Origin of the sequence: Streptomyces sp. PA03-1a, from assembly GCF_033792805.1 — a bacterium.
Lineage (GTDB): Bacteria > Actinomycetota > Actinomycetes > Streptomycetales > Streptomycetaceae > Actinacidiphila.
On sequence record NZ_JARAVO010000033.1, the window covers coordinates 25,550 to 51,706 of the forward strand.

At 74.8% G+C, this 26,157-nt stretch carries 29 protein-coding genes and 1 pseudogene; 9 read left to right on the top strand and 21 right to left on the bottom strand.

Going from position 1 to position 26,157, the window contains the following annotated elements:
• Positions 1 to 26: 26 nt before the first annotated feature.
• The 5 genes from PV341_RS10075 to PV341_RS10095 all read right to left on the bottom strand — a co-directional run bounded on the left by PV341_RS10075 (position 27) and on the right by PV341_RS10095 (position 5,260).
• On the bottom strand, positions 27 to 848 hold the full coding sequence (locus PV341_RS10075) for a universal stress protein (protein WP_500357411.1): 822 nt from the start codon (positions 846 to 848) through the stop codon (positions 27 to 29).
• A 100-nt stretch (positions 849 to 948) separates the two neighbouring features.
• On the bottom strand, positions 949 to 2,517 hold the full coding sequence (locus PV341_RS10080) for an acyl-CoA synthetase (RefSeq protein ID WP_500324273.1): 1,569 nt from the start codon (positions 2,515 to 2,517) through the stop codon (positions 949 to 951).
• Between the two features lie 13 nt (positions 2,518 to 2,530).
• Positions 2,531 to 3,634 carry an NAD(P)H-dependent flavin oxidoreductase gene (locus tag PV341_RS10085; RefSeq protein WP_500324274.1) on the bottom strand — a complete coding sequence of 368 codons (1,104 nt, stop codon included), beginning with the start codon at positions 3,632 to 3,634 and terminating at the stop codon, positions 2,531 to 2,533.
• A gap of 54 nt (positions 3,635 to 3,688) precedes the next feature.
• Positions 3,689 to 4,318: a hypothetical protein gene (locus PV341_RS10090; RefSeq protein WP_500324275.1), complete on the bottom strand. Its 630-nt coding sequence runs from the start codon at positions 4,316 to 4,318 to the stop codon at positions 3,689 to 3,691.
• Positions 4,319 to 4,351: 33 nt separating this feature from the next.
• On the bottom strand, positions 4,352 to 5,260 hold the full coding sequence (locus PV341_RS10095; protein WP_500324276.1) for an SDR family oxidoreductase: 909 nt from the start codon (positions 5,258 to 5,260) through the stop codon (positions 4,352 to 4,354).
• Between the two features lie 182 nt (positions 5,261 to 5,442).
• Between PV341_RS10095 and PV341_RS10100 the strand changes: the two genes are divergently transcribed.
• Positions 5,443 to 6,339 (top strand): LysR family transcriptional regulator, encoded by an 897-nt coding sequence (locus tag PV341_RS10100; RefSeq protein ID WP_500324277.1) that lies wholly within the window; start codon positions 5,443 to 5,445, stop codon positions 6,337 to 6,339.
• A gap of 491 nt (positions 6,340 to 6,830) precedes the next feature.
• Here the strand turns inward: PV341_RS10100 and PV341_RS10105 are convergent, their stop codons facing one another.
• From PV341_RS10105 to PV341_RS10130, 6 genes are all read right to left on the bottom strand, one after another.
• Positions 6,831 to 8,870 (bottom strand): serine/threonine-protein kinase, encoded by a 2,040-nt coding sequence (locus PV341_RS10105; RefSeq protein WP_500324278.1) that lies wholly within the window; start codon positions 8,868 to 8,870, stop codon positions 6,831 to 6,833.
• A gap of 76 nt (positions 8,871 to 8,946) precedes the next feature.
• Positions 8,947 to 9,813 carry an oxygenase MpaB family protein gene (locus PV341_RS10110; protein ID WP_500324279.1) on the bottom strand — a complete coding sequence of 289 codons (867 nt, stop codon included), beginning with the start codon at positions 9,811 to 9,813 and terminating at the stop codon, positions 8,947 to 8,949.
• A 141-nt stretch (positions 9,814 to 9,954) separates the two neighbouring features.
• Positions 9,955 to 10,410: an SPW repeat domain-containing protein gene (locus PV341_RS10115; RefSeq protein ID WP_500324280.1), complete on the bottom strand. Its 456-nt coding sequence runs from the start codon at positions 10,408 to 10,410 to the stop codon at positions 9,955 to 9,957.
• A gap of 178 nt (positions 10,411 to 10,588) precedes the next feature.
• Positions 10,589 to 10,963: a fluoride efflux transporter CrcB gene (crcB, locus tag PV341_RS10120; RefSeq protein WP_500324281.1), complete on the bottom strand. Its 375-nt coding sequence runs from the start codon at positions 10,961 to 10,963 to the stop codon at positions 10,589 to 10,591.
• On the bottom strand, positions 10,960 to 11,307 hold the full coding sequence (locus PV341_RS10125) for a DUF190 domain-containing protein (protein WP_500324282.1): 348 nt from the start codon (positions 11,305 to 11,307) through the stop codon (positions 10,960 to 10,962). Before PV341_RS10125 ends, crcB begins: the two co-directional genes overlap by 4 nt.
• Positions 11,304 to 11,792: a fluoride efflux transporter FluC gene (locus tag PV341_RS10130; protein ID WP_500324283.1), complete on the bottom strand. Its 489-nt coding sequence runs from the start codon at positions 11,790 to 11,792 to the stop codon at positions 11,304 to 11,306. The genes PV341_RS10125 and PV341_RS10130 overlap by 4 nt, the downstream gene beginning before the upstream one ends.
• 223 nt (positions 11,793 to 12,015) lie before the next feature.
• Here PV341_RS10130 and PV341_RS10135 point away from each other — a divergent pair, with 223 nt between their 5' ends.
• Positions 12,016 to 12,507 carry a nucleotidyltransferase domain-containing protein gene (locus PV341_RS10135; protein ID WP_500324485.1) on the top strand — a complete coding sequence of 164 codons (492 nt, stop codon included), beginning with the start codon at positions 12,016 to 12,018 and terminating at the stop codon, positions 12,505 to 12,507.
• Positions 12,508 to 12,512: 5 nt separating this feature from the next.
• Here the strand turns inward: PV341_RS10135 and PV341_RS10140 are convergent, their stop codons facing one another.
• The 5 genes from PV341_RS10140 to PV341_RS10160 form a co-directional block, all read right to left on the bottom strand.
• Positions 12,513 to 12,911, bottom strand: a complete 399-nt coding sequence (locus tag PV341_RS10140; RefSeq protein WP_500324284.1) for a VOC family protein — start codon at positions 12,909 to 12,911, stop codon at positions 12,513 to 12,515.
• A 109-nt stretch (positions 12,912 to 13,020) separates the two neighbouring features.
• The gene (locus PV341_RS10145; RefSeq protein WP_500324285.1) at positions 13,021 to 14,199 is read right to left on the bottom strand and encodes an acyl-CoA dehydrogenase family protein; all 1,179 of its coding nucleotides are present in this window, start codon (positions 14,197 to 14,199) and stop codon (positions 13,021 to 13,023) included.
• An 89-nt stretch (positions 14,200 to 14,288) separates the two neighbouring features.
• Complete coding sequence (locus tag PV341_RS10150) at positions 14,289 to 15,152, bottom strand: 5-oxoprolinase subunit C family protein (protein ID WP_500357413.1); 864 nt, start codon at positions 15,150 to 15,152, stop codon at positions 14,289 to 14,291.
• On the bottom strand, positions 15,149 to 15,778 hold the full coding sequence (locus tag PV341_RS10155; RefSeq protein ID WP_500324287.1) for a 5-oxoprolinase subunit B family protein: 630 nt from the start codon (positions 15,776 to 15,778) through the stop codon (positions 15,149 to 15,151). Before PV341_RS10155 ends, PV341_RS10150 begins: the two co-directional genes overlap by 4 nt.
• Positions 15,775 to 16,539 (bottom strand): LamB/YcsF family protein, encoded by a 765-nt coding sequence (locus PV341_RS10160; protein WP_500324288.1) that lies wholly within the window; start codon positions 16,537 to 16,539, stop codon positions 15,775 to 15,777. Before PV341_RS10160 ends, PV341_RS10155 begins: the two co-directional genes overlap by 4 nt.
• Positions 16,540 to 16,750: 211 nt before the next feature.
• Between PV341_RS10160 and PV341_RS10165 the strand changes: the two genes are divergently transcribed.
• From PV341_RS10165 to PV341_RS10180, 4 genes are all read left to right on the top strand, one after another.
• Complete coding sequence (locus PV341_RS10165; protein ID WP_500324289.1) at positions 16,751 to 17,461, top strand: GntR family transcriptional regulator; 711 nt, start codon at positions 16,751 to 16,753, stop codon at positions 17,459 to 17,461.
• A 123-nt stretch (positions 17,462 to 17,584) separates the two neighbouring features.
• On the top strand, positions 17,585 to 18,577 hold the full coding sequence (gene dhaK / locus PV341_RS10170) for a dihydroxyacetone kinase subunit DhaK (protein ID WP_500324290.1): 993 nt from the start codon (positions 17,585 to 17,587) through the stop codon (positions 18,575 to 18,577).
• A gap of 24 nt (positions 18,578 to 18,601) precedes the next feature.
• Positions 18,602 to 19,273 carry a dihydroxyacetone kinase subunit DhaL gene (gene dhaL / locus PV341_RS10175; RefSeq protein WP_500324291.1) on the top strand — a complete coding sequence of 224 codons (672 nt, stop codon included), beginning with the start codon at positions 18,602 to 18,604 and terminating at the stop codon, positions 19,271 to 19,273.
• Complete coding sequence (locus tag PV341_RS10180; RefSeq protein WP_500324292.1) at positions 19,270 to 19,668, top strand: PTS sugar transporter subunit IIA domain-containing protein; 399 nt, start codon at positions 19,270 to 19,272, stop codon at positions 19,666 to 19,668. The genes dhaL and PV341_RS10180 overlap by 4 nt, the downstream gene beginning before the upstream one ends.
• A 22-nt stretch (positions 19,669 to 19,690) precedes the next feature.
• Here PV341_RS10180 and PV341_RS10185 read toward each other — a convergent pair whose 3' ends face one another.
• Positions 19,691 to 19,948, bottom strand: a complete 258-nt coding sequence (locus PV341_RS10185) for a 50S ribosomal protein L31 (RefSeq protein WP_499510636.1) — start codon at positions 19,946 to 19,948, stop codon at positions 19,691 to 19,693.
• Between the two features lie 50 nt (positions 19,949 to 19,998).
• Positions 19,999 to 20,163 carry a 50S ribosomal protein L33 gene (rpmG, locus tag PV341_RS10190; protein ID WP_500324293.1) on the bottom strand — a complete coding sequence of 55 codons (165 nt, stop codon included), beginning with the start codon at positions 20,161 to 20,163 and terminating at the stop codon, positions 19,999 to 20,001.
• 149 nt (positions 20,164 to 20,312) lie between these two features.
• Here rpmG and PV341_RS10195 point away from each other — a divergent pair, with 149 nt between their 5' ends.
• Both PV341_RS10195 and PV341_RS10200 read left to right on the top strand, forming a co-directional pair.
• Positions 20,313 to 21,404: a PP2C family protein-serine/threonine phosphatase gene (locus tag PV341_RS10195; protein WP_500324294.1), complete on the top strand. Its 1,092-nt coding sequence runs from the start codon at positions 20,313 to 20,315 to the stop codon at positions 21,402 to 21,404.
• Positions 21,405 to 21,431: 27 nt separating this feature from the next.
• Positions 21,432 to 21,672, top strand: a pseudogene (locus tag PV341_RS10200) (FAD-binding protein); the annotation flags it as partial.
• 13 nt (positions 21,673 to 21,685) lie between these two features.
• Here the strand turns inward: PV341_RS10200 and PV341_RS10205 are convergent.
• From PV341_RS10205 to PV341_RS10215, 3 genes are all read right to left on the bottom strand, one after another.
• Positions 21,686 to 22,228: a PadR family transcriptional regulator gene (locus PV341_RS10205; protein ID WP_499510640.1), complete on the bottom strand. Its 543-nt coding sequence runs from the start codon at positions 22,226 to 22,228 to the stop codon at positions 21,686 to 21,688.
• A 26-nt stretch (positions 22,229 to 22,254) separates the two neighbouring features.
• Complete coding sequence (locus tag PV341_RS10210) at positions 22,255 to 24,276, bottom strand: FAD-dependent oxidoreductase (RefSeq protein ID WP_500357415.1); 2,022 nt, start codon at positions 24,274 to 24,276, stop codon at positions 22,255 to 22,257.
• Between the two features lie 115 nt (positions 24,277 to 24,391).
• Positions 24,392 to 24,976: a TIGR03086 family metal-binding protein gene (locus PV341_RS10215; RefSeq protein WP_500324296.1), complete on the bottom strand. Its 585-nt coding sequence runs from the start codon at positions 24,974 to 24,976 to the stop codon at positions 24,392 to 24,394.
• Between the two features lie 75 nt (positions 24,977 to 25,051).
• Between PV341_RS10215 and PV341_RS10220 the strand changes: the two genes are divergently transcribed.
• Positions 25,052 to 25,861: a DUF6597 domain-containing transcriptional factor gene (locus PV341_RS10220; RefSeq protein WP_500324297.1), complete on the top strand. Its 810-nt coding sequence runs from the start codon at positions 25,052 to 25,054 to the stop codon at positions 25,859 to 25,861.
• The last annotated feature ends 296 nt before the right edge of the window (positions 25,862 to 26,157 follow it).

Genomic DNA, 26,157 nt, shown 5'->3' on the forward strand with positions numbered 1-26,157 from the left:
CGCGAACAGGCCCGCTCCCGCGGGCGTCAGTGCGGGACGACGGCCACCGGGCAGGCCGCGTGGTGCAGCACCGCGGCCGCCACGGGGCCCAGGTGCGGGCCCGCGCCTCCGTGCCGGTTCCGGCACCGTCCGACGACCAGCAGCGAGGCGCCGGCCGCCGCGTCCACCAGGGGCTGCGCGGCGTTGCCCGCGGCGACCTCCTCCGTGATCTCCACACCGGGCGCCTTCTCCCGCCACGGCGCGAGGGAGGCCTGCACCGCGTGCCGCTCCGCCGCCGAGATCTCCGCGCCGCAGGTGGGGTCCATGGCCGCGGGGACGTATCCGTACGTCGGCGGGTACGACCACGCGTGGACCACCCGCAGCTGCACCCCGCGCCGCCGCGCGTGCTCCACCGCGAAGGCGATCACGTCGTCCGCGCCCTGCCGCAGGCTGAAGCCCAGCACCACGGGCCGCCGGTCGTCCCCGGCTCCCTCGTCCTGGCCGGTGCGGACGACCACGACGGGGCCCTCGGCGCGGGCCAGCGTCGCCTGCCCCACGGACCCGAGGAGGAAGCCGCTGAGCCCGCTCAGCCCCTGCGAGCCGAGCGCGAGCAACTCGCTGCGGCCCGCCTCCGCGACCAGCAGCTCCGCCGGCGGGCCGTCGGCCACGTCCGTCGTCACGGGCAGCCCCGGATAGCGCTCGGCGAGCTCCTGTGCGGCCTCGCGCACCACCGCGTCGCCGTACGGGTGTCCCCCGGCGTGCACCAGGCGCAGCGGCACCGATCTCCGCAGCGCCTCCCCCGCCGCCCAGTGCATGGCGGCGTGGCTTTCCGGCGAGCCGTCCAGGCCCACGGTGACGGGTCGGGTCATCGGATGTGCCTCCCTCGCCTCCACAGTAGGCGCCGCCGCCCCGCCCGGCGCCCCGGCGGACACGGCCGTCCGGCCGTCCGGGGGCCGGGCGGCCGGGCGGTCACAGCGGCCGTGCGCGGCCCTCCCAGTACGGGTCGCGGAGCCGGCGCTTGTAGAGCTTGCCGTTGGGGTCACGCGGCATCTCGGCGACGAAGTCCACCGACCGGGGGCGCTTGTAGCCCGCCAGGCGCTCCTCGCAGTGGGCCAGGACGGAGGCGGCCAGCTCCGGCCCGGGCTCGTGGCCGGGGGCGGGCTCGACGACGGCCTTGACCTGCTCGCCCCAGTCGTCGTGGGGGATGCCGAAGGCGGCCGCGTCGGCGACCGCGGGGTGGCTGAGGAGCGCGGCCTCGATCTCGGCGGGGTAGACGTTGACGCCACCGGAGATGATCATGTCGATCTTGCGGTCGCGGAGGTAGAGGTAGCCGTCCTCGTCCAGGTAGCCCAGGTCCCCGACGGTGAAGAAGTCGCCGATGCGGCTCGCCCGGGTCTTGGCCTCGTCCTTGTGGTAGCGGAAGCCGGGGGTGTTCATCCTGATGTAGACGGTGCCGAGTTCACCGGGCGGCAGCCGGTTGCCGTCGTCGTCGTGGACGGCGATCTCGCTGATCGGCCACGCCCTGCCGACCGTGCCGGGCTTCTTCAGCCACTCGGCGGCGGAGGCGAAGGTGCCGCCGCCCTCGCTGGCCGCGTAGTACTCCTCGACGCACGGCCCCCACCACTCCAGCATGGCCCGCTTGATGTGCTCGGGGCAGGGCGCGGCGCCGTGGATGGCGTGCCGCATCGAGGAGACGTCGTGGCGGCTCCTGACCTCTTCCGGGAGGGCCAGCAGCCGGTGGAACTGCGTCGGCACCATGTGGGTGTGCGTGCAGCGGTGGACGTCGATCAGCCGCAGCATCTCCTCGGGCGTCCACTTGTCCATCAGGACGACCGGGTGGCCGATGTGCAGCGCGGCGCCGGCGAACTGCAGCACCGCCGTGTGGTACAGCGGCGAACAGACGAGGTGGACGTTCCCGTCGAAGGGGCGGATGCCGAAGATGCCGAGGAAGCCGCCGAGGTGGGTCTCCTCGGGAGGCCTGCCGGACAGGGCGCGCCGGATGCCGCGGGGGCGGCCGGTGGTGCCGGAGGTGTAGTTCATGACCCAGCCGGTGGTGCGCTCCCTCGGCGGGGTGCCGGGCATGCCGGCCTGCAGGTCCGCGTACGGGCGGAAGCCGTCGATGCCCGTGGCGCCGACGGCGTACCGGCGTGTCCCGGGCAGTCCCGCCTCGTCGGCGGCGGCGCGTGCCTGGTCACCGAAGCGCTCGTGGGCGACGAGCACCTTCGCGCCGGAGTCGGCGACGATCCAGGCGATCTCGGGCCCCACCAGGTGGTGGTTGACCGGGACGAGGTAGAACCCGGCCTGGAAGGCGGCGAGGTACGCCGTGAGGAACTCGGCGCCGTTCGGCAGCACGACCGCGAAGGCGTCGCCGGTCCGCAGGCCGGCGGCGCGCAGTCCGTGGACGAGGCGGTTGGACTCCTCGTGCAGCCGCCGGGCGCTCCACCGGTCGCCGTCGGGAGAGGTGAGCACGACCCGTTCCGGGTCGGCGGCGGCCTGGGCCCAGAACCCGTTGGGGGCGTTCGCCGTGGTCGGTGTCATGGGTGCCGCCTCCTCAGGTGCGTCCGGCGATGCGGTTGATGCGGTCGACGGCCCGCTCGAAGCCGCGGGTCAGGTCGTCGAAGACCGCCTGGACGCTGCGTACTTCACGCATCTGTCCCACGATCTGGCCGACCGGCGTGCCGAGCAGCGGCGCCACCTCGTACTTCTGGATCCGGGTGATCGCGTCGGCGACCAGCAGGCCCTGCAGGGGCATCGGCAGCGCTCCGGGCCCGGCCGGGCCGTCCCAGGCGTCGGTCCACTCGGTGCGCAGCTGGCGGGCCGGTTTGCCGGTCAGGGCGCGCGAGCGGACGGTGTCCCCCGAGCCGGCCGCGAGGAGCTTGCGGACCAGGGCGGAGGAGGGGAGTTCTGCCTCCGTGGTGGTCAGCCACACCGAGCCCAGCCACACGCCCTGGGCGCCCAGCGCCAGTCCCGCGGCGACCTGCTCACCGGTGCCGATGCCTCCGGCGGCGAGCACGGGCAGCGGGTCCACGGCACCGACGACCTCCGGCACCAGCACCATGCCGGCGATCTCGCCGGTGTGGCCGCCGGCCTCGTAGCCCTGCGCGACGACGATGTCGATGCCCGCCTCCTGGTGGTGCCGGGCGTGCCGGGCGCTGCCGGCGAGGGCTGCGACGGGGACGCCCCGGTCGTGGGCGCGCCGTACGACGTCCGCGGGCGGGGAGCCCAGCGCGTTGGCGAGCAGGCCGATCGGGAAGTCGAAGGCGACGTCGAGCTGCGAGCGGGCCACCTGCTCCATCCAGCCCGTGATGCGCCAGCCGGTGGGGTCGCCCGGCTCCAGCTCGGGCACGCCGTGCTTGGCCAGCACCTCCCGGACGTACTGGCGGTGCCCTTCCGGGATCATCGCCTCGACGTCCGCCTCGGTGACGCCTTCGACCTTCTTGGCCGGCATGACGACGTCCAGCCCGTACGGCCGGCCGCCGGTGTGCGCCTCCATCCACTCCAGGCCCCGGGCCAGCTCGTCGGGCGCGGTGTAGCGCACCGCCCCGAGGACTCCCATGCCCCCGGCCCTGCTGATCGCGGCCGCGACGGCGGGGAACGGCGTGAAGCCGAAGATGGCGTGCTCGATGCCCAGCCTCTTGCTCAGCTCCGTCTCCATGGGGGCAGGATGCCCGAGCGGACCGGCCGGGGGAAGAGATTTTCTGATGCAGCGTCAGATTTTAGGGAAGCACACCTCTCCCCACCCGCCGTCGCGCAGGTCCCGGACGACCACCCGGCCGGGCCCCGCGGGCCCCGCACAGGCGGGCTCGCACGGATCGAGTTGTCCCGGCTCCGGGGAGAGGGCGGCGCCCGGCCCGAAGTACCCGCCGTCCAGGGCGAATTCCCACCGGCTCCCGCACCCTGCTGGCGCCGCCCGCTCGAGCGGCGCCGAGACGGGCCTGAGCCCCGTCGACTCCTGCCGGAAACCGCGGCCGCCGCACCACATCTCCACCACCGTGCGCGTGCTCAGCGCCGCGGCGGCGGCCGGCAGGAGCCACGCGGGGCCGAGCAGCGAGCCGAAGTACCCGGGGGCGGGAGCCTCCTGCCCTTCCCAGGAGTGCGGCTCGTCGAGGGTCACCGTGAAGGAGAGCTCAGCGGTGATCTCGACGAGCCCGCTCAGCGAATGCGACGGGGCGACCGCGGCCGCCGGGTGCATGACGTGCCCGGCGACGGCGGACAGCACGGCGGTCGGCAGCCGCGGATCGCCCTGCCCGAACCGGAAGTACCTCCCCGGCCAGGCGCGCACCCCCGCGTCGAAGTCCAGGACGGTGATGCGCGAAGCGTCGTACGACTGCCCGGTCATGGCCGCAGGCTATCCGCCGTCCGCCGTCGCGGATCAGGCGTCGGACCGGTCGAAGTAGTGGCCCTCCGCCAGGTCCTGGAGCAGCGCGGGGTGCTCCGGGCGCCACCCCAGGAGCTCCCTGGTGCGCGCGTTCGACGTCGGGTTGTCCAGCGTCACGAAGCCGGACAGGAAGCCGAGGTGCTCCTCCGCCGCCTCGCGCGGCACGCTCTTCACCGGGACGTCCAGGCCGCGCCCGATCGCCTCGGCGATCTCCCGGAACGGGATGCCCTCGTCACCGGCCCCGTGCAGCCGCGAGCCGGCCGGCGCCGCTTCCAGGGCCAGGCGGAACAGGCGCGCCGCGTCCAGGGTGTGGACGGCGGGCCAACGGGTGGCGCCGTCCCCCACGTACGCCGAGACGCCCTTGTCGCGCGCCATGCCGATCAGCCGCGGGACGAAGCCGTGCCGGTCGGACGGGCCGTGCACGGACGGGGCGAGGCGGACGACCGACGACCGGACCCCGCGCGCGGCGAGCGCGACGGCCGCGTTCTCCGCCTCGCCACGGGGAGATGCCGGGGGCGCCGCCTCGTCCTCCGTCCCGGGGCGGCCCGCGACGGCGGAGGCGAGCATCAGCGTGCCGGAGGTGATCACGAAGGGGCGTCCCGAGCCCTCGAGCGCGTCCCCCATCGCCTCGACGGCCCGCAGGTCGGTGGCGACTGCGCCCGCGTAGTCGGAGAAGTCGTGGCCGAAGGCCAGGTGGATGACGCCGTCGGCCTCCGTGGCGCCGCGGCGCAGGCCGTCGAGGTCCTCCAGGCTGCCGCGGTGGACCCCGGCCCCCACGGTCGTCAGGGCGGCGGCGGAACGGTCCGAGCGGGCGAGGCCGACGACCTCGTGCCCGGCCCCGAGGAGTTCGGCGACGACGGCGGTCCCGATGTGCCCGGTGGCGCCGGTGACGAATACACGCATGCTGCGATCCTTCGATGAGGTGGTGTGGTGCCGCCCCTCGCGCGGTGCCGGCGGCGCGGTCCGGGGCGGTCTCCATCGTGCGGGCCGGGACCACCCGCGGTCTAAGGCCCGTTCTGCACGGCGCAATGCGTTCCGGGCATCACCCCAGGTGGAAGGGGACGGGACGGACTAGGCTGGGCGTCATGTCCGAGTCCTCCTCCGCGCCGCCGGATCTCGACCTGCGGCTCGTGCGCTACTTCACGGCCGTCGCCGAGCACCGGCACTTCGGCCGGGCCGCCGAGGCGCTGCACGTCACGCAGCCGTCCCTGAGCCGGCAGGTCCGCCGCCTCGAGCAGCAACTGGGCGCGCGCCTGCTGGACCGCACCCCGCGGGGCACCGTCCTCACCGAGGCCGGGGAGGTCTTCCTGCCCCGCGCCAGGGCGCTGCTGCGCTCCGCCGCGAGTGCCGCGGCCGAGACCCGCGCCGCCGCCCGGCCCAGCCGGATCACCGTGGGCTACACCGCGGGCCTCATCGTCACCCCCGCGGTGCGGGAACTGCGCCACCGTCATCCCGACGCCGACGTGCGCACCCAGCACGTGCCCTGGAACGAGGCGAGCGCGGCACTGCTGGACCACCGGGTGGACGCGCTCGTCACGCGGCTGCCGTTCCCCACCGGCGGGCTGCACGTGACCGTGCTGTACGACGAACCCCGGGTGCTGGTGGTGCCACTGGACCACCGCCTCGCGGGCAAGGAGTCCGTCACGCTCGACGACATCGCCGGCGAACCCCTGCCCCGGGTACGGCAGTCGGACCCGTCGTGGAGCGCGTTCTGGCGGATCGACCCCCGCCCCGACGGCAGCCCGGCGCCGGACGGCCCCCTCATCGACGCCGTCGAGGACAAGTTCGAGGTGGTCGCCGCCGGGCAGGCCGTGACCATCTCGGCGGGCGTCCGCGGCGGCCTGCGCCCCGACCTCACCGCGATCCCCCTCGAAGACGTCGAGCCGAGCCACGTCGTCCTGGCGACCCGCGCCGGCGACGGCAACCGCCTCGTGGCGGCCTTCCGCAAGGCAGCGCAGTCCCGCCTGACCAGCCGCCCCTGAACGCGGAACCTCGCGCGCGGGGTTCCGGGCGCGCCAGGAGCGCAGCCCCGTGCGGGCCCGCAGGCGCTTCCGCCGAAGTTGTGCGGCCGCCACCGCCGAAGCCACCTCGACAGGCACGACGGACTGCGCCACGGCGTCCGCCGCGCCGGGTTCCCACCGGCCGCCCCTGAACCCGGAACCCGCGGCCGACCGCCGCAACCGGGTACTCGGCGCGCCAGGGCCACGGCGCCGGGAACACGGCCTACGCGGGCTCGTCGGAGGCAGGCCCGGCAGAACCCGTCCTCCGCGACTCCGGACCCGCAGCCGGAAGCCGCGACCGACTGCTCGGCACGCCGCTTCGACGGCGGCGGTGCGGCGACCACCGCCGAAGCGGCCCTCGACAGGCCCGGCGAGCTCCGCGGCGGCTCCTCATCGGCCGCCTCCGGACACGGAACGCGCGCCCGGACGGCCGCCTCCGTCCCCGGAGTCGCACGGGTCATCCGATCGTCCGGTCAGCAGGGCAGGCCCAGTTGTTCGCGGCAGCGGGCCCGGTCCTCGTGGCTGGCCACCGTGTCGGGGTGCTCCGGGCCGAGGGTCCGCTCGCGGGCCTCCGCCACGGCCTCGTGGAGAGCCAGGGCCTCGCGCCAGTCCCCCAGCCAGCCCAGGGCGACGGCGATCTCGCGGCGGCTGACGAGCGTGTCGGGGTGGTCCGTGCCGAGCGCGCGGGTGCGGACCGCCGCGACGTCGCGGGCCTCGGCGAGGGCGTCGCTCCAGCGGCCGAGACGGCCGAGGCTGACCCCGAGGCCGTGCCGGGCGCGGAGGGTGTCGGGGTGGGCGGGGCCCGACAGGCGGGTGCGGAGGGCGACGAGGTCGGTGTAGAGCTCGTGGGCCTCGGCGCCGAGGCCCATCCGCCCCAGGCAGATGCCCAGTTCGTGGCGGGTGGCCAGGGTGTCGGGATGGTCGGCCCCCAGCAGTGCGGCCCGGGTCGCGGCGACGTGGGCGTAGGTGGCGCGGGCCTCCGGCCAGCGGTCGAGGAGCCCGAGCAGATGGCCGACCTCGCAGCGGGTGGTGAGCGTGTCGGCGTGGGCGGGGCCCAGGACGCGGGTGCGGGAGTCCGCGACCTGCGCCGCCAGCGCGTACGCCTCCTGCGTGCGGCCGAGCAGCCCGAGGGTGACGGCGAGGTTGTGCCGGCAGTGCAGGGTGTCGGGATGGTCGGTGCCCTGCCGCCCCTCGCGGGCGGCGAGCACCGCGGTGTACCCCTGGCGGGCCTCCTCGTGGCGGCCGAGCCGTCCGAGGGCGTAGGCGGCCTCCTGGCGGGCGGCGAGCACGGCGGGGTGATCCGCGCCCAGGGCCTGCGCCCGGGCCGCGGCAACTTCCTCGTACGCGCGCAGCGCCTCGGCGTGGCGGCCGCCGCGGCTGAGGCACAGGGCGAGTTCGTAGCGGCTGGTGAGCGTGTCGGGATGGGTGGCCCCGAGCAGCCGTTCGCGCTCCTCGGCGACGGCGCGGTGCGACCGTTCGGCCTCGGACCAGCGGCCCAGCCGGGCGAGTCCGACGGCCGTGGTGTGCCGGCTCGCCAGGGCCGCGGTGCCGTGCATGCCGGGCGCCCCCGACCGCAGTTCCAGACGGCGCGCCCAGGAGGGCAGCCCGGGCTCGGGGCGGGTGCCGCCCTGCCCGCCCTGCCCGCCGTCCCGGAGCGTCTTGAGCCGTCCGGCCACGTCGGCGGCGCTCTGCGGGCGGTCCTCCGGGTTCTTGGCGAGCAGGTCGAGGACGAGCTGCTCCAGTTCCCCGGGCAGGTCGGGCCGGTGCTCGCGCGGCGGCCGGGGCGGAGTGTCGCGGTGGCCGACGAGGACGGCCCAGGTGTCGTCGAGATCGAAGGGCGGCGCGCCGGTGGCGATCTCGTAGAGGACGCAGCCGAGCGAGTAGAGGTCGCTGCGGTGGTCGATCCCGTCCTCGCCGCCGATCTGCTCCGGCGACATGTAGTGCGGGGTGCCCATGGCGACCCCGGTGCCGGTCAGCCGCGAGGTGAAGCCGATGTCGTGGCCGAGGCGGGCGATGCCGAAGTCGCAGATCTTCACGTCGCCGTCGGCGAGCCGCATGACGTTCGCCGGCTTCAGGTCGCGGTGCACGATGCCCCGGGCGTGGGTGTACGCCAGGGCCGCCGCGATCTGCACGGCGATGTCGGTGACGTCGGGGACGGGCAGCGGACGGCCCTCGTTGTCACCGAGCAACTGCCGCAGGTTGCGGCCGTCGAGCAGCTCCATGACGAGGAAGAGCACGCCCTCGCTCTCACCGAAGTCGTGGACGACGGTGACGCCGCGGTGCTGGAGCGCCGCCGCGACCCGTGCCTCGCGGCGGAAGCGCTCCCGCAGCACCCGGTGCACGGACGGGTCCAGTGAAGGGCTCGTCGGTTTCAGGCACTTGACCGCGACCTCCCGGCCCAGCGACTCGTCCAGCGCCTTCCAGACCTCGCCCATGCCGCCGCGCCCGATCCGCTCCCGCAGCCGGTAGCGGTCGCGCAGCAGTGTTCCCCCGTCGTACCGACCTGCCGTCATGGTGTGCGCCGCCCCCGGTCGTCCGCCTCTCCCCGTACCCAGTATGGCCGCGGGGGGCACGCTTGGGGACCCGCCGTTACCCCAGGGAACGCGCCTGTTCGCGCAGCCGGTGGGTGGACGGGTGCGTGCCGGGGCCGAGGCGTCCGACCGCCTTGAGGATGTGCCCGGGGGGCAGTTGCCAGCGCAGGTAGGAGGGGACCGTGCGCAGCAGCAGGCCCGTGCCGCGCAGCCGCCGCCCGGTGACCGGGACGGCCGGGGCGGGCCGCCCGTACAGCTCGTGGGCGAAGGGTGGCAGCGCGGCGTAGGCCAGTGCGGTGGCCCGGCCCCACACGGCGAACCGCAGGGGCAGCAGCGCCCAGGGCACGGGCGGCCCCTGCAGGAAGGCGAAGACCTCCAGGGCCTCGGGGGTGGCGGCGAGCTCCGGCCGCACCTTCTCGAAGTAGGCGGCGAGCGACTCGGTGTCGCCGGGGACCTCCGCCGGGTCCAGGCCCACCAGCCGGGCGGCCTCGCGCTGTTCGGCGACGTAGGCGTCGGCCTGCGCGTCGGACAGGGGGAAGCCGGAGCGCCGCGCGACCTCCAGGTAGGAGTCGATCTCGGCGCAGTGCACCCACAGCAGCAGTCCGGGATCGTCGACGGGGAAGCGCTCGCCGCTGTCCGGGTCCGTCGCGGACAGCCGGCGGTGGATGCCGCGCACCTTGGCCCCGGCCCGCTCGGCCTGCAGCGTGGTGCCGTAGGTGATCGTGCCGACGAAGTCCGCGGTGCGCAGCAGACGGCCCCACGCGTCCCGGCGGAAGTCCGAGTTCTGCGTGACGCCGCGCACCGCGCGCGGGTGCAGCGCCTGCAGGTACAGCGCCCGTACGCCGGCGATCCACATCATGGGGTCGCCGTGCATCTGCCAGGTGACCGAGGCGGGCCCGAAGAGCCCGGGGTCGGCGTCGCGCATCGCAGCCTCCTGTCGCCGTGCGACCACGGCCGGCCCCACCCGCGACCGGGGCGGCGGCCTCCGGCCTGGTGCCCGCAGCGCCGAGCATAGGGCCGCGCGGGGCGCCGGGTCTGCCCCGTGCGGCCCTCCCTCGGTGGCGTGTCAGCGGGCGGGCGCGGCGTCACCCGGCGGGTGGGAGCGCCGTCGCTCGATCAGGGCCAGGCTCACCGCTCCCAGGACGATCAGGCCCACGCCCGTCACGATCTGGTTGAGGGGCGCGAGACCGGCGCCCGGGTCGTCGAAGTAGCCGAAGACGAAGGGCGAGGCGACCAGGCAGGCACCGCACACGATGGTGATGACGTCGCTGCCGGGCCCCCGGGTCCGGGCCGCCCGTGCGATCGCGTTGAGCAGGATGATGGTCGAGAAGACCAGGTCGACGATCCGCACGTTGTTGCCGATGGGCGTGTCGGGATACGCCAGCGCCCATCCGGCGGCGAACAGCCACCCGCCGATCAGCAGCAGGGGTGCCGTGAACAGCGAGTCGCGTATGTCGGCCGGTGGGGTCTGGGTGTGGCCCGCCGTCTGGATCCGGGTGGCGGAACGCTGAGCCAGGGACATGGTGCCCTCCCGCGGTGGGAGCCCCGTCGCCCGGCACGCGGCACACGCCTCGCGGCGCCTGTCGGCGGGGAACGCACCCGCGTCCGCTCCGGGCGACGGGCCGGAGTGTGGACTCCTCTCATTTTAGGCGGGTCGCCGGGAACGTCCTGTTCTGCGGCCTTCCGGTGCCGGGCGCGGTTCAGGCCCAGATCGCCTGGGCCACGGCGGCCCCGGTGAAGGCCGCGCCGATCCCGGCGACCACGCTGGCGACGACGTTCGCGACGGCGAAGAACCGCGCCCCGGTCTCCGCCAGCCGCAGGGTCTCGTACGAGAAGGTCGAGTAGGTGGTCAGCGCCCCGCAGAAACCCGTGCCGACCAGGAGCTGGACCGAATGGGAGGCCGCCCCGTAGGTGACCCCGCCTGCCACCAGCCCCAGGACGAGGCAGCCGACGACGTTGACCGTGAACGTGCCCCACGGGAACACGGTGTCGTGCCGGGCCTGGACGGCGCGGTCCGTGAGGTACCGCAGCGGTGCCCCGACCACGGCCCCGGCGATGACGAGCACCCAGTTCACCCGTGGTTCCCCCGTCCCACGTAACGGATGACCTCGACCTCGTCGAGGGTGACCAGCCCTTCGGTGACCAGCTCGTCGAGCTGCGGCAGGAACGCGCGGACGCGCTCCTCGTGGTCGACGATGACGACGGCCACCGGCAGGTTGTCGCTCAGCGAGAGCAGCCTGCTGGTGTGGATCAGCGAGGAGGCGCCGAAGCCCTCCACCCCGTGGAAGACGCTGGCGCCGGCCAGGCCGGCGTCGTGGGCGCGGCGGGTGATCTCGGAGCACAACGGCTTGTGGTGCCAGGTGTCGTTGTCGCCGATGAGGATCGTCAACCGTATCGCGGTGCCGTGCAGCCGTGTCATGTCTGCCTCCGAACGATCAGGCGACGGGTCGCGTGCGCCGCGCCCCACACCGCGGCCAGGGCGACCAGCGGCGTGGCGGCGAGGTAGGCCAGCCCGGCGCCGGCGTGACCGCCCTCCACCAGGCCGTGGATGTCGACGGCGTATGTGGAGAAGGTGGTGAAGCCCCCGAGCACGCCGGTGCCGAAGAACGGACGCACGAGCCGGTGCACGGACCACATCTCGGTGATGACCACCATGAACACGCCGATCACGGCGCAGCCGAGCGCGTTGACACCGAAGGTGGTCCACGGGAAGGCGCCCGGCGCACCGGGCCACAGCAGGCCCGCGCCGTAGCGCGCGCACGCTCCCAGCGCTCCGCCGACCGCGACCACGCCGACGACCGGCGCCTGTTCCCGTATCCGCGCGGATCGCGGCAGGGGCGGCTGCGGCTCGACGTCGGGGGACACGGGCTCGGTCATCGGGGAGAAGGGGGCTGGTGAGGTCATGCGTCTCCTACTCGTGAGGCGCCCTGCTGCGGGCGCGTTCCGTCACAAGTAGGGACCGTTGGCGGCATCCTCACCGCGGTTCGGTTACGGCGGGCCCCACCGCCGCGCGGCGGTCACCAGGGACCACCGCCACCTCCACCATACTCCGCGGTGCCCGGCCCCGTGATCCGCTCCGGGGTGGCACCCTGGGGCTTCGAACCGGGCGAGGGGGGATGCGGCGATGATGACCGGGCCGGACGTGGTGGAGATCCTGCACCTGCTGCGGAGCGCGGGCGCGGAGGTCTGGGTGGGCGGCGGCTGGGGCGTCGACGCCCTGCTGCGCAGGCAGACCCGCGACCACCGGGACCTGGACCTCATGCACCGCCACGCGCAGGAGGACACCGTCGTCGCGGCGCTGGCCGCGGCCGGCTTCACCCAGTCCCTCGACCGGCGGCCGGTGCGCTTCGTCGTCACCGACGGCAGGGGCCGTGAGATCGACCTGCACCCGCTGTCCTTCGCCGCCGACGGGAGCGCGCAACAGGCGTCGCCGGAGCCGGGGCGGCCCTTCGTCTACCCGGCCGCGTGCTTCGTCACCGGCGAGGTCGAACGGACCGTCGTCCCGTGCCTGTCGGCCGAGCAGCAGGTGTACTTCCACCAGGGGTACGAGCCGACCGACCGGGACCGCCACGACATGCTCCGGCTCCGCGAGGCCTTCGGCATCGCCACCCACTTCTGAGGTCATCAGGACAGCGGCGTCAGGAAGATCCAGACGTGGCCGAAGGGGTCCCGCAGCATCGACTGGCGTGCGCCGTACGGCATGTCGGCCGGGGCCGCGAGCAGTTCGGCTCCGGCGGCCACGGCCCGGTCGGTGAGGGCGTCCACGTCCGGCACGTAGACGTGCAGGACGACGGACGGCGCGGCCGCGGCGGACGGGGGCGAGGCCGGGGCCTCGGCGTCGCCGAGCATGAGGGTGGAGCGGTGGATCCTGATCTCGGCGTGCACGATCCGCCCGTCGTCGCCTTCGAGCCGGAAGGACTCCGTCGCTCCGAACGCGGCGGCGTAGAACGTGATCGCCTCGGCGGCCCCGTCGACCAACGCGTGCGGGATGACGGCGTACTTGTACTGCTCGGGGATCTCCATGCACCGCACGCTAGAACCGCTCCGGGCGGCCGGGCATCGAGCGGAGGTCCCGTCGCGTCTGCGCCGGTGGACGTAGGACCGGCGGCGGCCTGGCCGCGGCCCGGCCGCCTCACCGCCGTACGCGCGGCATGCCCAGCCCGATCCAGGAGATGATCTCGCGCTGGATCTCGTTGTTGCCGCCGCCGAAGGTGAAGATGACGGCGCTTCGGTAGCCGCGTTCCAGCTCGCCGTGGAGGAGGGCGCCCGCGGAGCCCTCCTTCATGGGGCCGAGGGCGGCGGTGACCTCCATCAGCCAGGCGTACGCGTCGCGACGGGCCTCGGAGCCGTAGACCTTGACGGCGGAGGCGTCGTGCGGGGTGAGGGTGCCGCGCTGGAGGGCGTCGACCATCTGCCAGTTGAGCAGCTTCATGGCGTCCAGGCGGGCGTGGGTGCGGGCGAGGCGGCCGCGGACCCAGGCGAGGTCGATGACGCGGCGGCCGTCGGCCAGTTTGGTGCCGGCGGCCCAGCGGCGTACGTCGTGGAAGGCGCGGATCGCCATCGTGCCGTGGGCGGCGAGGGTGACGCGCTCGTGGTTGAGCTGGGTGGTGATCAGCCGCCAGCCCTGGTTCTCCTCGCCGACGCGGCGGGCCACGGGGACGCGGACGTCCTCGTAGTAGCTGGCGGTGGTGTCGTGGGAGGCGAGGGTGTTGATGATCGTGCAGGAGTAGCCGGGATCCGTGGTCGGCACCAGGAGGATCGAGATGCCCTTGTGGGGCGGGGCGCCGGGGTCGGTGCGCACGGCGAGCCAGATCCAGTCGGCGGTGTCGCCGTTGGTGGTCCAGATCTTCTGCCCGTTGACGACATACGTGTCGCCGTCCCGTACGGCGCGGGTGCGCAGCGCGGCCAGGTCGGTGCCGGCGTCCGGTTCCGAGTAGCCGATGGCGAAGTCGATCTCGCCGGCGAGGATGCGCGGCAGGAAGTGGGCCTTCTGCTCCTCGGTGCCGAACTGCATGATCGTGGGGCCGACGGTGTTGAGCGCCATCAGCGGCAGCGGGACGCCCGCCTGGGCGGCCTCGTCGAAGAAGATGAACTGCTCCATGGGGGTCATGCCGCGGCCGCCGTACTCCTCGGGCCAGCCGACGCCCAGCCAGCCGTCGCCGCCGAGCCGGCGGACGGTGTCGCGGTAGAAGCGCTTGGCCGCGGCCCGGTCGAAGTGGCGGGCGTAGGCGTTGTCGGGCACCAGTCCGGCGAAGTACGACCTGAGTTCGGCGCGCAGCCGCTGCTGCTCCGGGGTGTGGTCCAGGTGCACGGCCCCTCCAGAGGTCCGGTCGCGTCCCTGAGCGACGACGGCGCAAGAGTAGAACGCGTTGCAGAAATCCGGAAGGGCCGTGACCGGCCTCAGCGTCGGGGCACGAAGCGCACCGGCAGCCCCGGGACGGCCTGCGCGGCCGCGGCCAGGCCGCGCTCGGGGACGACGCCGACGACCGGGTAGCCGCCGGTGGTGGGCGAGTCGGCGAGGAAGACCACCGGCCTGCCGTCGGGCGGCACTTGGACCGCGCCCACGACCATGCCCTCGCTGGGCAGCTCCCGGTGGACGGCGCGCTCCAGCACCGGCCCCGTGGTGCGCAGCCCGATGCGGTTGCTGCGGTCCGACACCCGGAAGCGGCCGGCCGCGAGGGTCCGTACGGCCGCGGCCGTGAACCAGTCGTCGCGCGGACCGAGCCGCAGCGGCAGCACGAGCTCCCGCGGCGGACCGGCGTGCGGGGCCAGGTCGGCGTGGACGGGCAGCCCGGCCCCCGGGCCCAGCGGCAGGACGTCACCGTCCCCGAGCGGGGCGGGCCCGAGCCCGGACAGCAGGTCGGTGGAGCGGCTGCCGAGCACCGCGGGCACGGCCACTCCGCCCCCGACCGCGAGGTAGCTGCGCACGCCCCGCGTGGCGGGCCCGACCTCGAGCACCGCCCCGGCCGGCAGCCGCACGGGGGTGCCCCAGGGGGCGGGACGGCCGTCGAGCAGGACCGGTGCCGGGGCTCCGGTGACCGCGACGACGGCGGGGCGGGTGACCCGCACGGTCACCCCGGTCAGCGTGGTCTCCAGGGTCGCGGCGCCGTCGGCGTTGCCCACCAGTCGGTTGGCGAGCCGGTGCGCCGGACGGTCCAGGGCCCCGGAGCGGGCGACGCCGAGGGCCGCGTGGCCGTACCGCCCGAGGTCCTGGACGGTGGTCAGCGCGCCGGCCCTGACGACCCGCAGCTCGCCCCCGCTCACGCGCCGGCCCCGGCGGGCACGGGGACGAAGCGCACCCGCGTGCCGGGCGCGAGCAGCGCGGCCGGTTCGCGTTCCAGGTCCCACAGGCGCACGGAGGTGGTGCCGATCAGCTGCCAGCCGCCCGGCGAACTCCTCGGGTAGATGCCGGTGTAGGGGCCCGCGACGGCCACCGAGCCGGCGGGCACCGAGGTGCGCGGCTCGGCCCGGCGCGGCACGCCGTACCGTGCGCCGAGGCCGGTCATGTAGGCGAAGCCCGGGGCGAACCCGCAGAAGGCGACGCGGTGTTCGGCACCGGTGTGCAGCCCGGCCACGTCCTCCTCCGCAACGCCCCACCGCTCGGCCACGACCGCCAGGTCGGGCCCGTCGTAGCGCACGGGGATCTCCACGAGCGGCCCGCTCCCGGCGGCCCGGGCCGCGACGGTCCAGCCGCGCAGCTCGGCGCGGAGCGCGGCGGTGTCCGGCACCCCGTACAGCAGCACGGTCCGCTCGCCGGGGACGATCTCGCGCACCGGCCCGAGGCTGCCATCGCCGCGGCGGCGCAGGAGCTCGGCGTGCCAGGACTGCGCCTCCTCGGCGGTGGCGAGGTCGATCAGGAGCGCGTCCTCCCCGACCGTGAGGACCCTCACGCGAACGCCTCCAGCCGCACGCCCGCGTCCTCGAGCGCGGCCCGCACCCGCAGGGCCGTGGCCACCGCGTCCGGGGAGTCGCCGTGCAGGCACAGCGACCGCGCCCGTACGGTCACCCGCTCGCCGGTCAGGGCGGTGGTGACGCCGTCGCGGGCGAGGGCGACCGCCTGCCGGGTGACGTCGTGGGGGTCGGCGAGGAGCGCGCCCGAGGTGCCGCGCGGGACGAGTGTGCCGGCGGCGGTGTAGGCGCGGTCGGCGAAGGCCTCCCCCACCACGTCCAGCCCGGCCTGCCGGGCCGCGCGCTCCATGGCCGAGCCGGGCAGGCAGAGCACCGGCAGGGCCGGGTCGGCCCGCCGGGTGCCCGCGGCGACGGCGGCGGCCTGCTCGTCGTCGACGACGACCCTGTTGTAGAGGGCCCCGTGCGGTTTCACGTACGCCACCTGGGCCCCGGCGGCGCGGGCGAAGACCTCCAGCGCGCCGATCTGGTAGGTGATCTCGTCGGCCAGTTCGTCGGCGGGCACCTCCATCGCCCGCCGGCCGAACCCCGCCAGGTCGCGGTAGGAGACCTGGGCGCCGATGCGCACCCCGCGCCCGGCCGCGGTGTCGCACACCCGGCGCATGATGCCGGGGTCCCCGGCGTGGAAGCCGCAGGCGACGTTGGCGCTGGTCACGACGGAGAGCAGGGCGTCGTCGTCGGTGAGGACCCACCGCCCGTAGCCCTCCCCCAGGTCCGCGTTGAGGTCGATCACGAGGTCTGTCATCGGTGCGGCGAGCTCCTCGGGAAGGGTCGCGTCCGGTCGGGCGACGCGAGCTGCGGTCTCCGGCGGGCCGGTGGCGAACGGGTACCCGGCGCTCGATCACCGTAGATTCTTGTTGAACAATCCCACAAGAGTCCTGTTGTCTTGTCCCCCGCTCTCGGATTGACTGGGCCCGCGCCGCGGGCCCGCGGCGGAGCGGAGAGGGGCGGGGACGATGGCAGCCGAGGTGGATCCGGCGGTCCTCGTGGGCGACCGCGCGCTGCTGGCACGCTCCAGCACCGCCGACCGCGTCGCCGCCGTGCTGCGCAGCCGGATCTCCGAGGGCCACCTGCCGCCGGGCGCCAAGCTCGCCGAGGACGTCGTCGCCGGGGCGCTGGGCGTCTCCCGCAACACCCTCCGCGAGGCCTTCCGGCTGCTGACGCACGAGAGACTGCTGGTGCACGAGCTCAACCGCGGGGTCTTCGTCCGGGTGCTGACCGTGCGGGACGTCGTCGACGTCTACCGGGTGCGGCGCCTGGTCGAGTGCTCCGTGATCCGCGGCCTCGTGGCCCCGCCGTACGACCTGACCGGGGCGGCGGAGGCCGTGACGGAGGGCGAGCGGGCCGCGGCCGGGGAGCGGTGGGGCCTGCTCGGCACGGCCGACATCCACTTCCACCAGGCGCTGGTCGACCTCGCGGGCAGCGCCCGGCTGACCGGGCTCATGACGGGCGTGCTCGCCGAACTGCGCCTGGCCTTCCACGCGATGGACGACCCGCGCGAGTTCCACGCCCCCTACCTGGGCGGCAACCGGGAGATCCTCGCCGCCCTGGAGGCGGCCGACCCCGCGAAGGCGGAACTGCTGCTGGCGTCCTACCTCGACGACGCCGAGGCGCAGCTCGTCCGCCGGTGCTCCGGACCGGCCGGGGGCGGGGACCAGCGCGGCTGAAGCCTCGTGCACGGTGCACACGAGACTCGTGCGTCATCAGGACTGCCCACGGCGCGCGGCTGATCCGTAGGCTGATGTCACAGCGCAGCACCTCCAGACCCAGCCTTTGGACGGAGCCGTTCGATGAAGATGCTGATCAATGTCCCGGAGACCGTCGTGGCCGACGCGCTGCGGGGGTTCGCGGCCGCGCATCCCGAGCTGACCGTGGACGTGGAGAACCGGTTGGTCGTGCGCCGGGACGCGCCGGTCGCGGGGAAGGTCGGGCTGGTCTCCGGTGGCGGGTCGGGGCACGAACCGCTGCACGGCGGGTTCGTGGGACGCGGGATGCTCGACGCGGCCTGCCCGGGCGAGGTGTTCACCTCCCCCGTCCCGGACCAGATGGTCCGGGCCGCCGCGGCGGTGGACAGCGGGGCCGGGGTGCTGTTCATCGTGAAGAACTACACCGGTGACGTGCTCAACTTCGACATGGCCGCCGAGCTGGCCGAGGACGAGGGGATCGTGGTCGCCAAGGTCCTGGTCAACGACGACGTCGCGGTGACCGACAGCCTCTACACGGCGGGACGGCGCGGCACCGGCGCCACGCTCTTCGTGGAGAAGATCGCGGGCGCGCTGGCCGAGGAGGGGGCGCCGCTGGAGCGCGTCGAGGCGGTCGCGCGGCGCGTCAACGAGCTCTCGCGGAGCTTCGGCGTGGCACTGACCGCGGTCAGCACGCCCGCCAAGGGCGCGCCCACCTTCGACCTCCCGGCGGGCGAACTGGAGCTGGGCATCGGCATCCACGGCGAGCCTGGCCGGGAGCGGCGGGCGATGATGACCTCGGGCGAGATCGCCGAGTTCGCCGTCGACGCCGTCCTGGACGACTTCCGCCCGACCGGTCCGGTGCTGCTGCTGGTGAACGGCATGGGCGGGACGCCGCTGCTGGAGCTGTACGGGTTCAACGCCGAGGTGCACCGCGTGCTCGGGGCGCGCGGCGTGACGGTGGCCCGCACACTGGTCGGCAACTACGTGACGTCGCTGGACATGGCGGGCGCGTCGGTGTCGCTGTGCCAGGTGGACGAGGAGCTGCTGCGCCTGTGGGACGCGCCGGTGAGCACGCCGGGCCTGCGCTGGGGCGCCTGAGCGAGCAGAAGGAGAGCGGGAGAGATGAGCGAGGCATCGTCCACCGGAGCGGGCCAGGTGATCGACACGGCTTTCCTCCGCCGTTGGCTCACCGCCGCGGCCTCGGTGATCGAGCGCGAGGCGGACCGGCTGACGGAGCTGGACTCCCCCATCGGCGACGCCGACCACGGCGCGAACATGCGGCGCGGTTTCATCGCGGCGCGCACCGCGGTGGAGAAGGAGCCGCCGGACACCCCGGGCGGTGTCCTGGTGCTGGTCGGGCGGCAACTGATCAGTACGGTCGGCGGGGCCTCGGGGCCGTTGTACGGGACGCTGCTGCGCAAGGCGGGCAAGGCCCTGGGCGACGCCCACCAGGTGGCGCCGGAGGAGTTCGCACAGGCGCTGCGGGAGGGGGTCGACGGCGTGGCGCAGCTGGGCGGCGCGGCGCAGGGGGACAAGACGATGCTGGACGCACTGGTGCCGGCCGTGGAGTCACTGTCGTTCGCCCTCGACAAGGGTGCGGGGCTCGCGGAGGCGCTGTCGGCGGCCGCGATCGCCGCGGACGAGGGCGCGCTGGCGACCGTGCCGCTGCAGGCCCGCAAGGGGCGGGCGAGCTACCTCGGGGAGCGCAGCATCGGCCACCAGGATCCCGGGGCGACCTCCTCGGCCCTCTTGCTGGGCGCCCTGGCCGGCACCGCGCGGGGCGGTGCGTCATGACGGTCGCAGTGGTGCTGGTGTCGCACAGCGCCGAGGTCGCCGAGTCGGTCGCCCGTATGGCGACCGGCCTGAGCGGCGGCGGGGCCCGGGTGCCGGTGGCCGCCGCCGGCGGCGCGCCGGACGGCGGACTCGGCACGGACGCCGCGAAGATCGCCGCCGCCGCGCACGCTGTCGACCAGGGCGACGGCGTCGCCGTCCTCGCCGACCTGGGCAGCGCGGTCCTGACGGTGAAGACGCTGCTCGCCGACGAGGACGAACTGCCGCCCGGCACCCGGCTGGTCGACGCGCCGTTCGCCGAGGGCGCGGTGGCCGCGGTGGTCACCGCGTCGGCGGGCGCCGACCTGGACGCCGTGGCCGCGGCGGCCCAGGACGCCTACACGTTCCGCAAGACCTGAGCGCCGCGGCCGTCGTCGGTCGTCAGCTCCGGCGGGCGCCGGCCCCGTACCGGCGCTCGAACCGCTCGACGCGTCCGGCGGTGTCCAGGACGCGGGCGTTGCCGGTGTAGAACGGGTGGCTCGCGGAGGAGATCTCCACGTCGACCACCGGGTAGGTGTTCCCGTCCTCCCAGACGACGGTCTTCTCGCTGGTCATCGTGGAGCGGGTGAGGAAGGCGTGGTCCGCGGCGCGGTCGCGGAAGACGACCGGACGGTAGACGGGGTGGATCGTGTGCTGCACGGTGTGCTCCAGTCTGGGGAAGGGACGGGGGACGGTCGGCCTCGCCGGTGTCAGCGCTCCTCGCGGAACGGCACGTGACGGCCGACGGCCGGGTCGTACTTGCTCAGGACCATGCGGTCCGGGTCGTTGCGCCGGTTCTTGCGGGTCACGTAGGTCGTGCCGGTGCCGGCGCTCGACCGGAGCGTGACCACCGGGCGCTGCTCGCTGCGTGCCATGCGGTGCCCTCGGCTTCCATAATGGTTTTCATTTTCTTCGGACGTGCTCCTCAACACGGGGGCCGTCGCGTCCATTCCCGCCGCTCCCCGCCCGGTGCGGCGAAGATGGAGGCAGGGGGTCCCGCACGGCGACAGGAGGGCCGGCACCGATGGCCCGAGGCCCGCACCAGCACACCGCGGCAGCCCCGCTCGCACTGTCCCGCGGGGCGCTGTGCTTCCTGGTCATGGCCTACCTGCTGATCGCCGCGTGCGTGGTCCTGGACCTGACCAGCGGCCCGCAGACCACCCTGGCCCCCGTGCTGGCGGCCCTTCCGGTGCTCGCCGGTGCGCACTCCCGCCGCGCCCGCGGGCCGCTGGCGGCCGGGGCGCTCGCGATCGGCCTGGTCTTCGTGCTCGCGGCGGCGAACCACGGGGTCCCGGCGCTGGTCCACGTGGCCTCCGCGATCACCGTGCTCGCGGTGACCTTCACCAGCACCGGCGCCGTCGTCCTGATCACCGGGCGGGAGCGGGAGCTGGCCCGGGTCCGCGGGGTCGCCGAGGCGGCGCAGAGCGCCCTGCTGCGTCCCGCGCCGCCCCGGATCGGACGGCTGCGCGTCGCGGTGCGGTACGTGGCGGCGGAGGCGGAGGCCCGTATCGGCGGGGACCTGTACGAGGTGGTGCCGACCGACCACGGGGTGCGGGTGCTGCTCGGCGACGTGCGCGGCAAGGGACTGACCGCTGTGGAGACCGCCGCCGACGTCCTCGGCGTCTTCCGGGAGGCCGCCCGCTCCGAACCGGACCTGGAGGCGGTGGCCGCCCGGCTGGACGGCGCGCTCTCCCGCAGCGGCGGTAGCGAGGACTTCGTCACCGCCGTGCTGCTGACCGTCCCGGAGGACGGCGACGCCGCCGTGCTCGTCAACTGCGGCCATCCCGCGCCGCTGCTGCGGCGCGCCGGCGCGGTGACCGAGCTGACGCCGGAGCCCGCGGCGCCGCCGCTCGGGCTCCTCGCCCTGACCGGCGACCGCTACCGGCCGCGGACGGTCCCCTTCCACCGCGGCGACCTGCTGCTGTTCTTCACCGACGGTGTGGTCGAGGCCCGCGACCGACGGGGCCGCTTCTACCCGCTCGCCGACCGCGTGCGGGAGATGACGGAACAGGACCCGGACGACCTCCTCGACCGGGTGCTGGCCGATCTGCGCTCCTGGAGCGGCGGCGGCCTCGGCGACGACGCGGCACTGCTGGCCGTGCGCCGCACACGGTGACGGACGCGTGCGTCTTCACTTCCGGGGGGGGACAGCGCCCACGACCACCACTGCACCGACTCCGCGCTGCTGCCGAAACAAGGGCGGCATGCGCACCGGCGCCCGCGCCCCTGTGCTGCTTCCCGACGGGACGGCGATCGCGGGCCTTTACGCCGCGGGCAACGTCAGCGCGGCCGTCGCGGGGCACAGTTGCGCCGGGGCGGGCTCGACCATCGGCCCCGCGATGACCTTCGGCCACGTCGCGGCCAACGACATCGCCGACCACTGAACCCGGCGGCAGATCAGGGCCGCCCCATCCGCTCGACCTCGGCGACCGCCTCGCCGAGCCACCGCGACCAGAAGGTCTCCAGGTCGATGCCCGCACGCAGCACCAGGTGCCGCAGCCGGTCCTCGTCGGCGCCGCGCCCCGGCGGGAAGTCGCGCCGCTCGATCTCGGCGTACTCCGCCAACTGCCGCTCGTGCAGCTCGAGATGGCGCCGCAACTCGGCCGCGAGCCCGTCGGTCCCGACCACCGCCGCGGCGCGCAGCCGCAGCAGCAGCGGGTCGCGGATGGGTTTGGGGTCCTCGGTGGCCGCCACCCAGGCGGTGAGTTCGGCGCGGCCCGCGGGCAGCACTTCGTACTCCTTGCGCTGGCCGCGGGCGGGCTGCGCCGCGGGCAGGGCCCGGATCAGCCCCGCCTCCTCCAGCCGGCCCAGTTCGCGGTAGATCTGCTGGTGCGTCGCGGACCAGAAGTAGCGGATCGAGCGGTCGAAGCGGCGTGCCAGCTCAAGGCCCGAGGACGGCTTCTCCAGCAGGGCGGTCAGGATGGCGTGCGGCAGCGACATGCCCGCATCCTACGGACGGGCCGGGGTCACAGCGCCGCGGCCACTTCGGTGCCCTGGCGGATGGCGCGCTTGGCGTCCAGCTCGGCCGCGACGTCGGCGCCGCCGATGAGGTGCACGGAGTGCCCGGCCGCGCGCAGCGCCTCGTACAGGTCGCGGCGCGGCTCCTGACCGGCGCACAGGACGACGGTGTCGACCGGCACGGTCCGCCGCTCGCCGTCGACGGTGATGTGCAGGCCCTCGTCGTCGATGCGCTCGTAGACGGCGCCCGCGACCATGGTGACGCCGCGGTGCTTGAGCTCGGTGCGGTGGATCCAGCCGGTGGTCTTGCCCAGCCCCGCGCCGACCTTGGTGGTCTTGCGCTGCAGCAGGTGCACGGTGCGCGGCGGCCGCGGCCGCTCGGGCGCGCGCAGCCCGCCGGGCGCGCGGTAGTCGGTGTCGACCCCCCACTGGCGGAAGTACGTCTCCGGGTCCCGGCTCGCGCCCTCGCCGCCGTCGGTGAGGAACTCCGAGACGTCGAAGCCGATGCCGCCCGCGCCGACGACGGCGACCCGCTCGCCGACCGGGGCGCCGTCGCGCAGCACGTCGAGGTAGCTCAGCACGCTCGGGTGGTCGACGCCGGGGATCTCCGGGGTGCGCGGGGTGACGCCGGTGGCCAGGACGATCTCGTCGAAGCCCTGGTCCGCCAGGGACTCCGCCGTGACGTGGGTGCCCAGACGCAGCTGCACGTCCTCCTCGGCGAGCCGGGTGCGGAAGTACCGCAGCGTCTCGTCGAACTCCTCCTTGCCCGGCACCTTGCGGGCGATGTTGAGCTGTCCGCCGATCCGGTCGGCGGCGTCGAAGAGGGTGACGGCGTGGCCGCGTTCGGCCGCCGCGACGGCGCAGGCGAGCCCGGCGGGCCCGGCGCCGACGACGGCGACGTTCTTGCGCAGGCGGGTGGGGAGGAGGACGAGTTCGGTCTCGTGGCAGGCCCGGGGGTTGACCAGGCAGGAGGTGAGCTTGCCGCTGAAGGTGTGGTCCAGGCACGCCTGGTTGCAGCCGATGCACGTGTTGATGGCGTCCGCGCGGTCCTCGCGGGCCTTCGCGACGAAGTCCGGGTCGGCGAGCATCGGGCGGGCCATCGACACCATGTCGGCGGCGCCCTCGGCGAGCAACCGCTCCGCCACCTCGGGGGTGTTGATGCGGTTGCTGGTGACCAGCGGCACCGATACCGCGCCCATCAGCTTCTTCGTCACCCAGGTGTACGCGCCGCGCGGGACGGAGGTGGCGATGGTGGGGATGCGGGCCTCGTGCCAGCCGATGCCGGTGTTGATGATCGTCGCGCCGGCCGCCTCGATCTCCTTGGCGAGGGAGACGACCTCCTCCAGGGTGGACCCGCCGGGCACCAGGTCCAGCATGGACAACCGGTAGACGATGATGAAGTCGGGTCCGACCCGCTCACGGGTGCGGCGGACGATCTCCAGCGGGAAGCGGGTCCGGTTCTCGTAGGAGCCGCCCCAGCGGTCGTCGCGGTGGTTGGTGGCGGAGGCGATGAACTCGTTGATCAGGTAGCCCTCGGAGCCCATGATCTCGACGCCGTCGTACCCCGCCCGTTGCGCGAGCGCGGCCGCCCGCACGAAGTCCTCGACGGTCTCCTCGACCTCCTCGTCGGTGAGGGCGTGCGGGACGTAGGGGCTGATCGGTGCCTGCAGTGCGCTCGGGGCGACCAGGTCGGGGTGGTACGCGTACCGGCCGAAGTGCAGGATCTGCATCGCGATGCGGCCGCCCGCGCGGTGCACGGCGTCGGTGACGACGGCGTGCTGCGCCGCCTCGGCCTCGGTGGTCATCCGGGCCCCGCCCGGATAGGGACGGCCCCGGTCGTTGGGGGCGATGCCGCCGGTCACGATGAGGCCGACGCCGCCGCGGGCCCGGGCGGCGTAGAACGCGGCCATCCGCTCGAAGCCGCGCTCGGCCTCCTCAAGCCCGATGTGCATCGAGCCCATGAGCACCCGGTTCGGCAGGGTGGTGAAGCCGAGGTCGAGCGGGCTCAGCAGGTGCGGGTACGGGCTCATCGCGGGGTCTCCTCGGGCGGCGGCGCGCGGTGTCTTCGCGACTTTTGTAGACCACCCGAGGGCGATTATGCAACCAGTTGCAAAAGTGTTCCGCGCTACGCCGCACTGCGCGGCGCTATGCCGCCGGGCGGCTCCAGCGCGGATCGCGGCCCGTCCCCGCCAGCAGTGCCTCGAAGGCGGAGGCCCCGGCGGGCACCGGCGCGGGCTCGCCGAAGACCCCCATTTTCCGGGCGGTCGGCCCCATCGCGGCCACCAGTTCCTCCAGCGCCCGCAGCCCCTCGTCGTGCGGCGTGAACGGCAGCCCGGTGGCACGGGCGAGGTCCCAGGGGTGCACCGTCAGGTCGAGCAGGGCCATGGCACCGACGGTGCGCGCCGGCAGGTTCATCGACCCGGCCACGCCCTCGTCGGCGCCCGGCGCCGCCCAGGCCTCGACCAGCAACTCCGTCTCCTTCTCGAAGCGCGCCCGCCAGCCCTCGCCGTAAGCGCAGAGACGGTCCGGGGTGACCGAGAAGTCGGCCTCCCCACGGGCCGCGAGGGCCTGGAAGCCCACGACCACGTGGAAGAGGTGGTTGAGCAGGCTCCGCACGTCGTACTCGGCGCACGGCGTGGGCGCGTCCAGGGCCTCGTCGGGCAGCGCACGCACCAGGGGCAGGGCCCGGTCGCGGGCCGCGGCGAGCAGTTCACCGGTCCTCGTCGTCATGGGGCCGACGCTAGGGCGGGGCGGGCCCCGGCGGCTTGAAGAAATGCGACAGGGGCGCCCCGTAGGATCGCCGGTATGGCAGGTCCGGACAGCCCGCGCCACGACACCCGGGGCATCGTCGACGCCCCGGAACTCTTCGCCCGCGTCCGCTTCCGGCGCCGGGCGCCCGCGCCCGCACTGCGGCCGTACCTGGAGCACTACTGGCTGATCGACTGGGACCTCGCCGAGCCGTACGCCTCGCACGTCGTGCCGCATCCCTCGGTCAACATCGTCTTCCAGCGCCACGGCACCACCCCCGACTTCGGCGAGGTCGCGGGCATCGGGCTCGAGCTGTTCACGCAGAAGCTGGAGGCCACCGGACGCGTCTGCGGCATCCAGTTCCGGCCCGGCGGCTTCCGGCCGTTCGCACCCACGGTGCCGGTGTCGCACTGGACGGGCCGGCGCGTCCTCCTGGACGAGGCGCTGCCCGGCCACGAGGCCGCGCCGGGCGCGGTGCTCGGCCCGCAGGACGAGGACGCCCGCGTGGCCGCCCTCGACGCCTTCCTGCTGTCCCTCTCCCCTGCCCCCGACCCGCAGGCGGCCCTCGCGACGGCGCTGGCCGACCGCATCCGCCACGACCGGTCCATCCTGCGGGTCGAGGACTTCGCCCGCGCCGAGGGCATGACGGCCCGCTCGCTGCAGCGGCTGTTCGCGGCGTACGTCGGCGTCAGCCCGAAGTGGGTCATCCTCCGCTACCGCATCCACGAGGCCCTGGAGCGCGCCGAGTCCGAGGCGTCCGTCGACTGGGCCGCCCTCGCCGCGGAGCTCGGCTACAGCGACCAGGCCCATCTGGTGCGGGACTTCACTGCGACCGTGGGCGTGCCGCCGACCGCCTACGCGAGCTGACCGGCGCCCCACGGGCGTCGCACGACCGGCCCGGCCCGATTCCACCCGCGGGCCCAGCCGAGCCAGGCGTCTCCCTCCGCGAAGGGCCACCACCGCCGCGCCGAACACCGCCGCGCAGCGGCCCCGCAGGCGCAGCACCACCAGCTCAACCGCCCCGGGGCCCGGGACCAGCCCGACGGCACAGCTCCCCACGGGGCCACAGCGCAGCAGTCCGGCACCCGCCGCCACCCGTGCCCGGCACCCCGCGGGCACGGGTGGCGGCGGGTGCCGGACTGCTGCGCTGTGGCCCCGTGGGG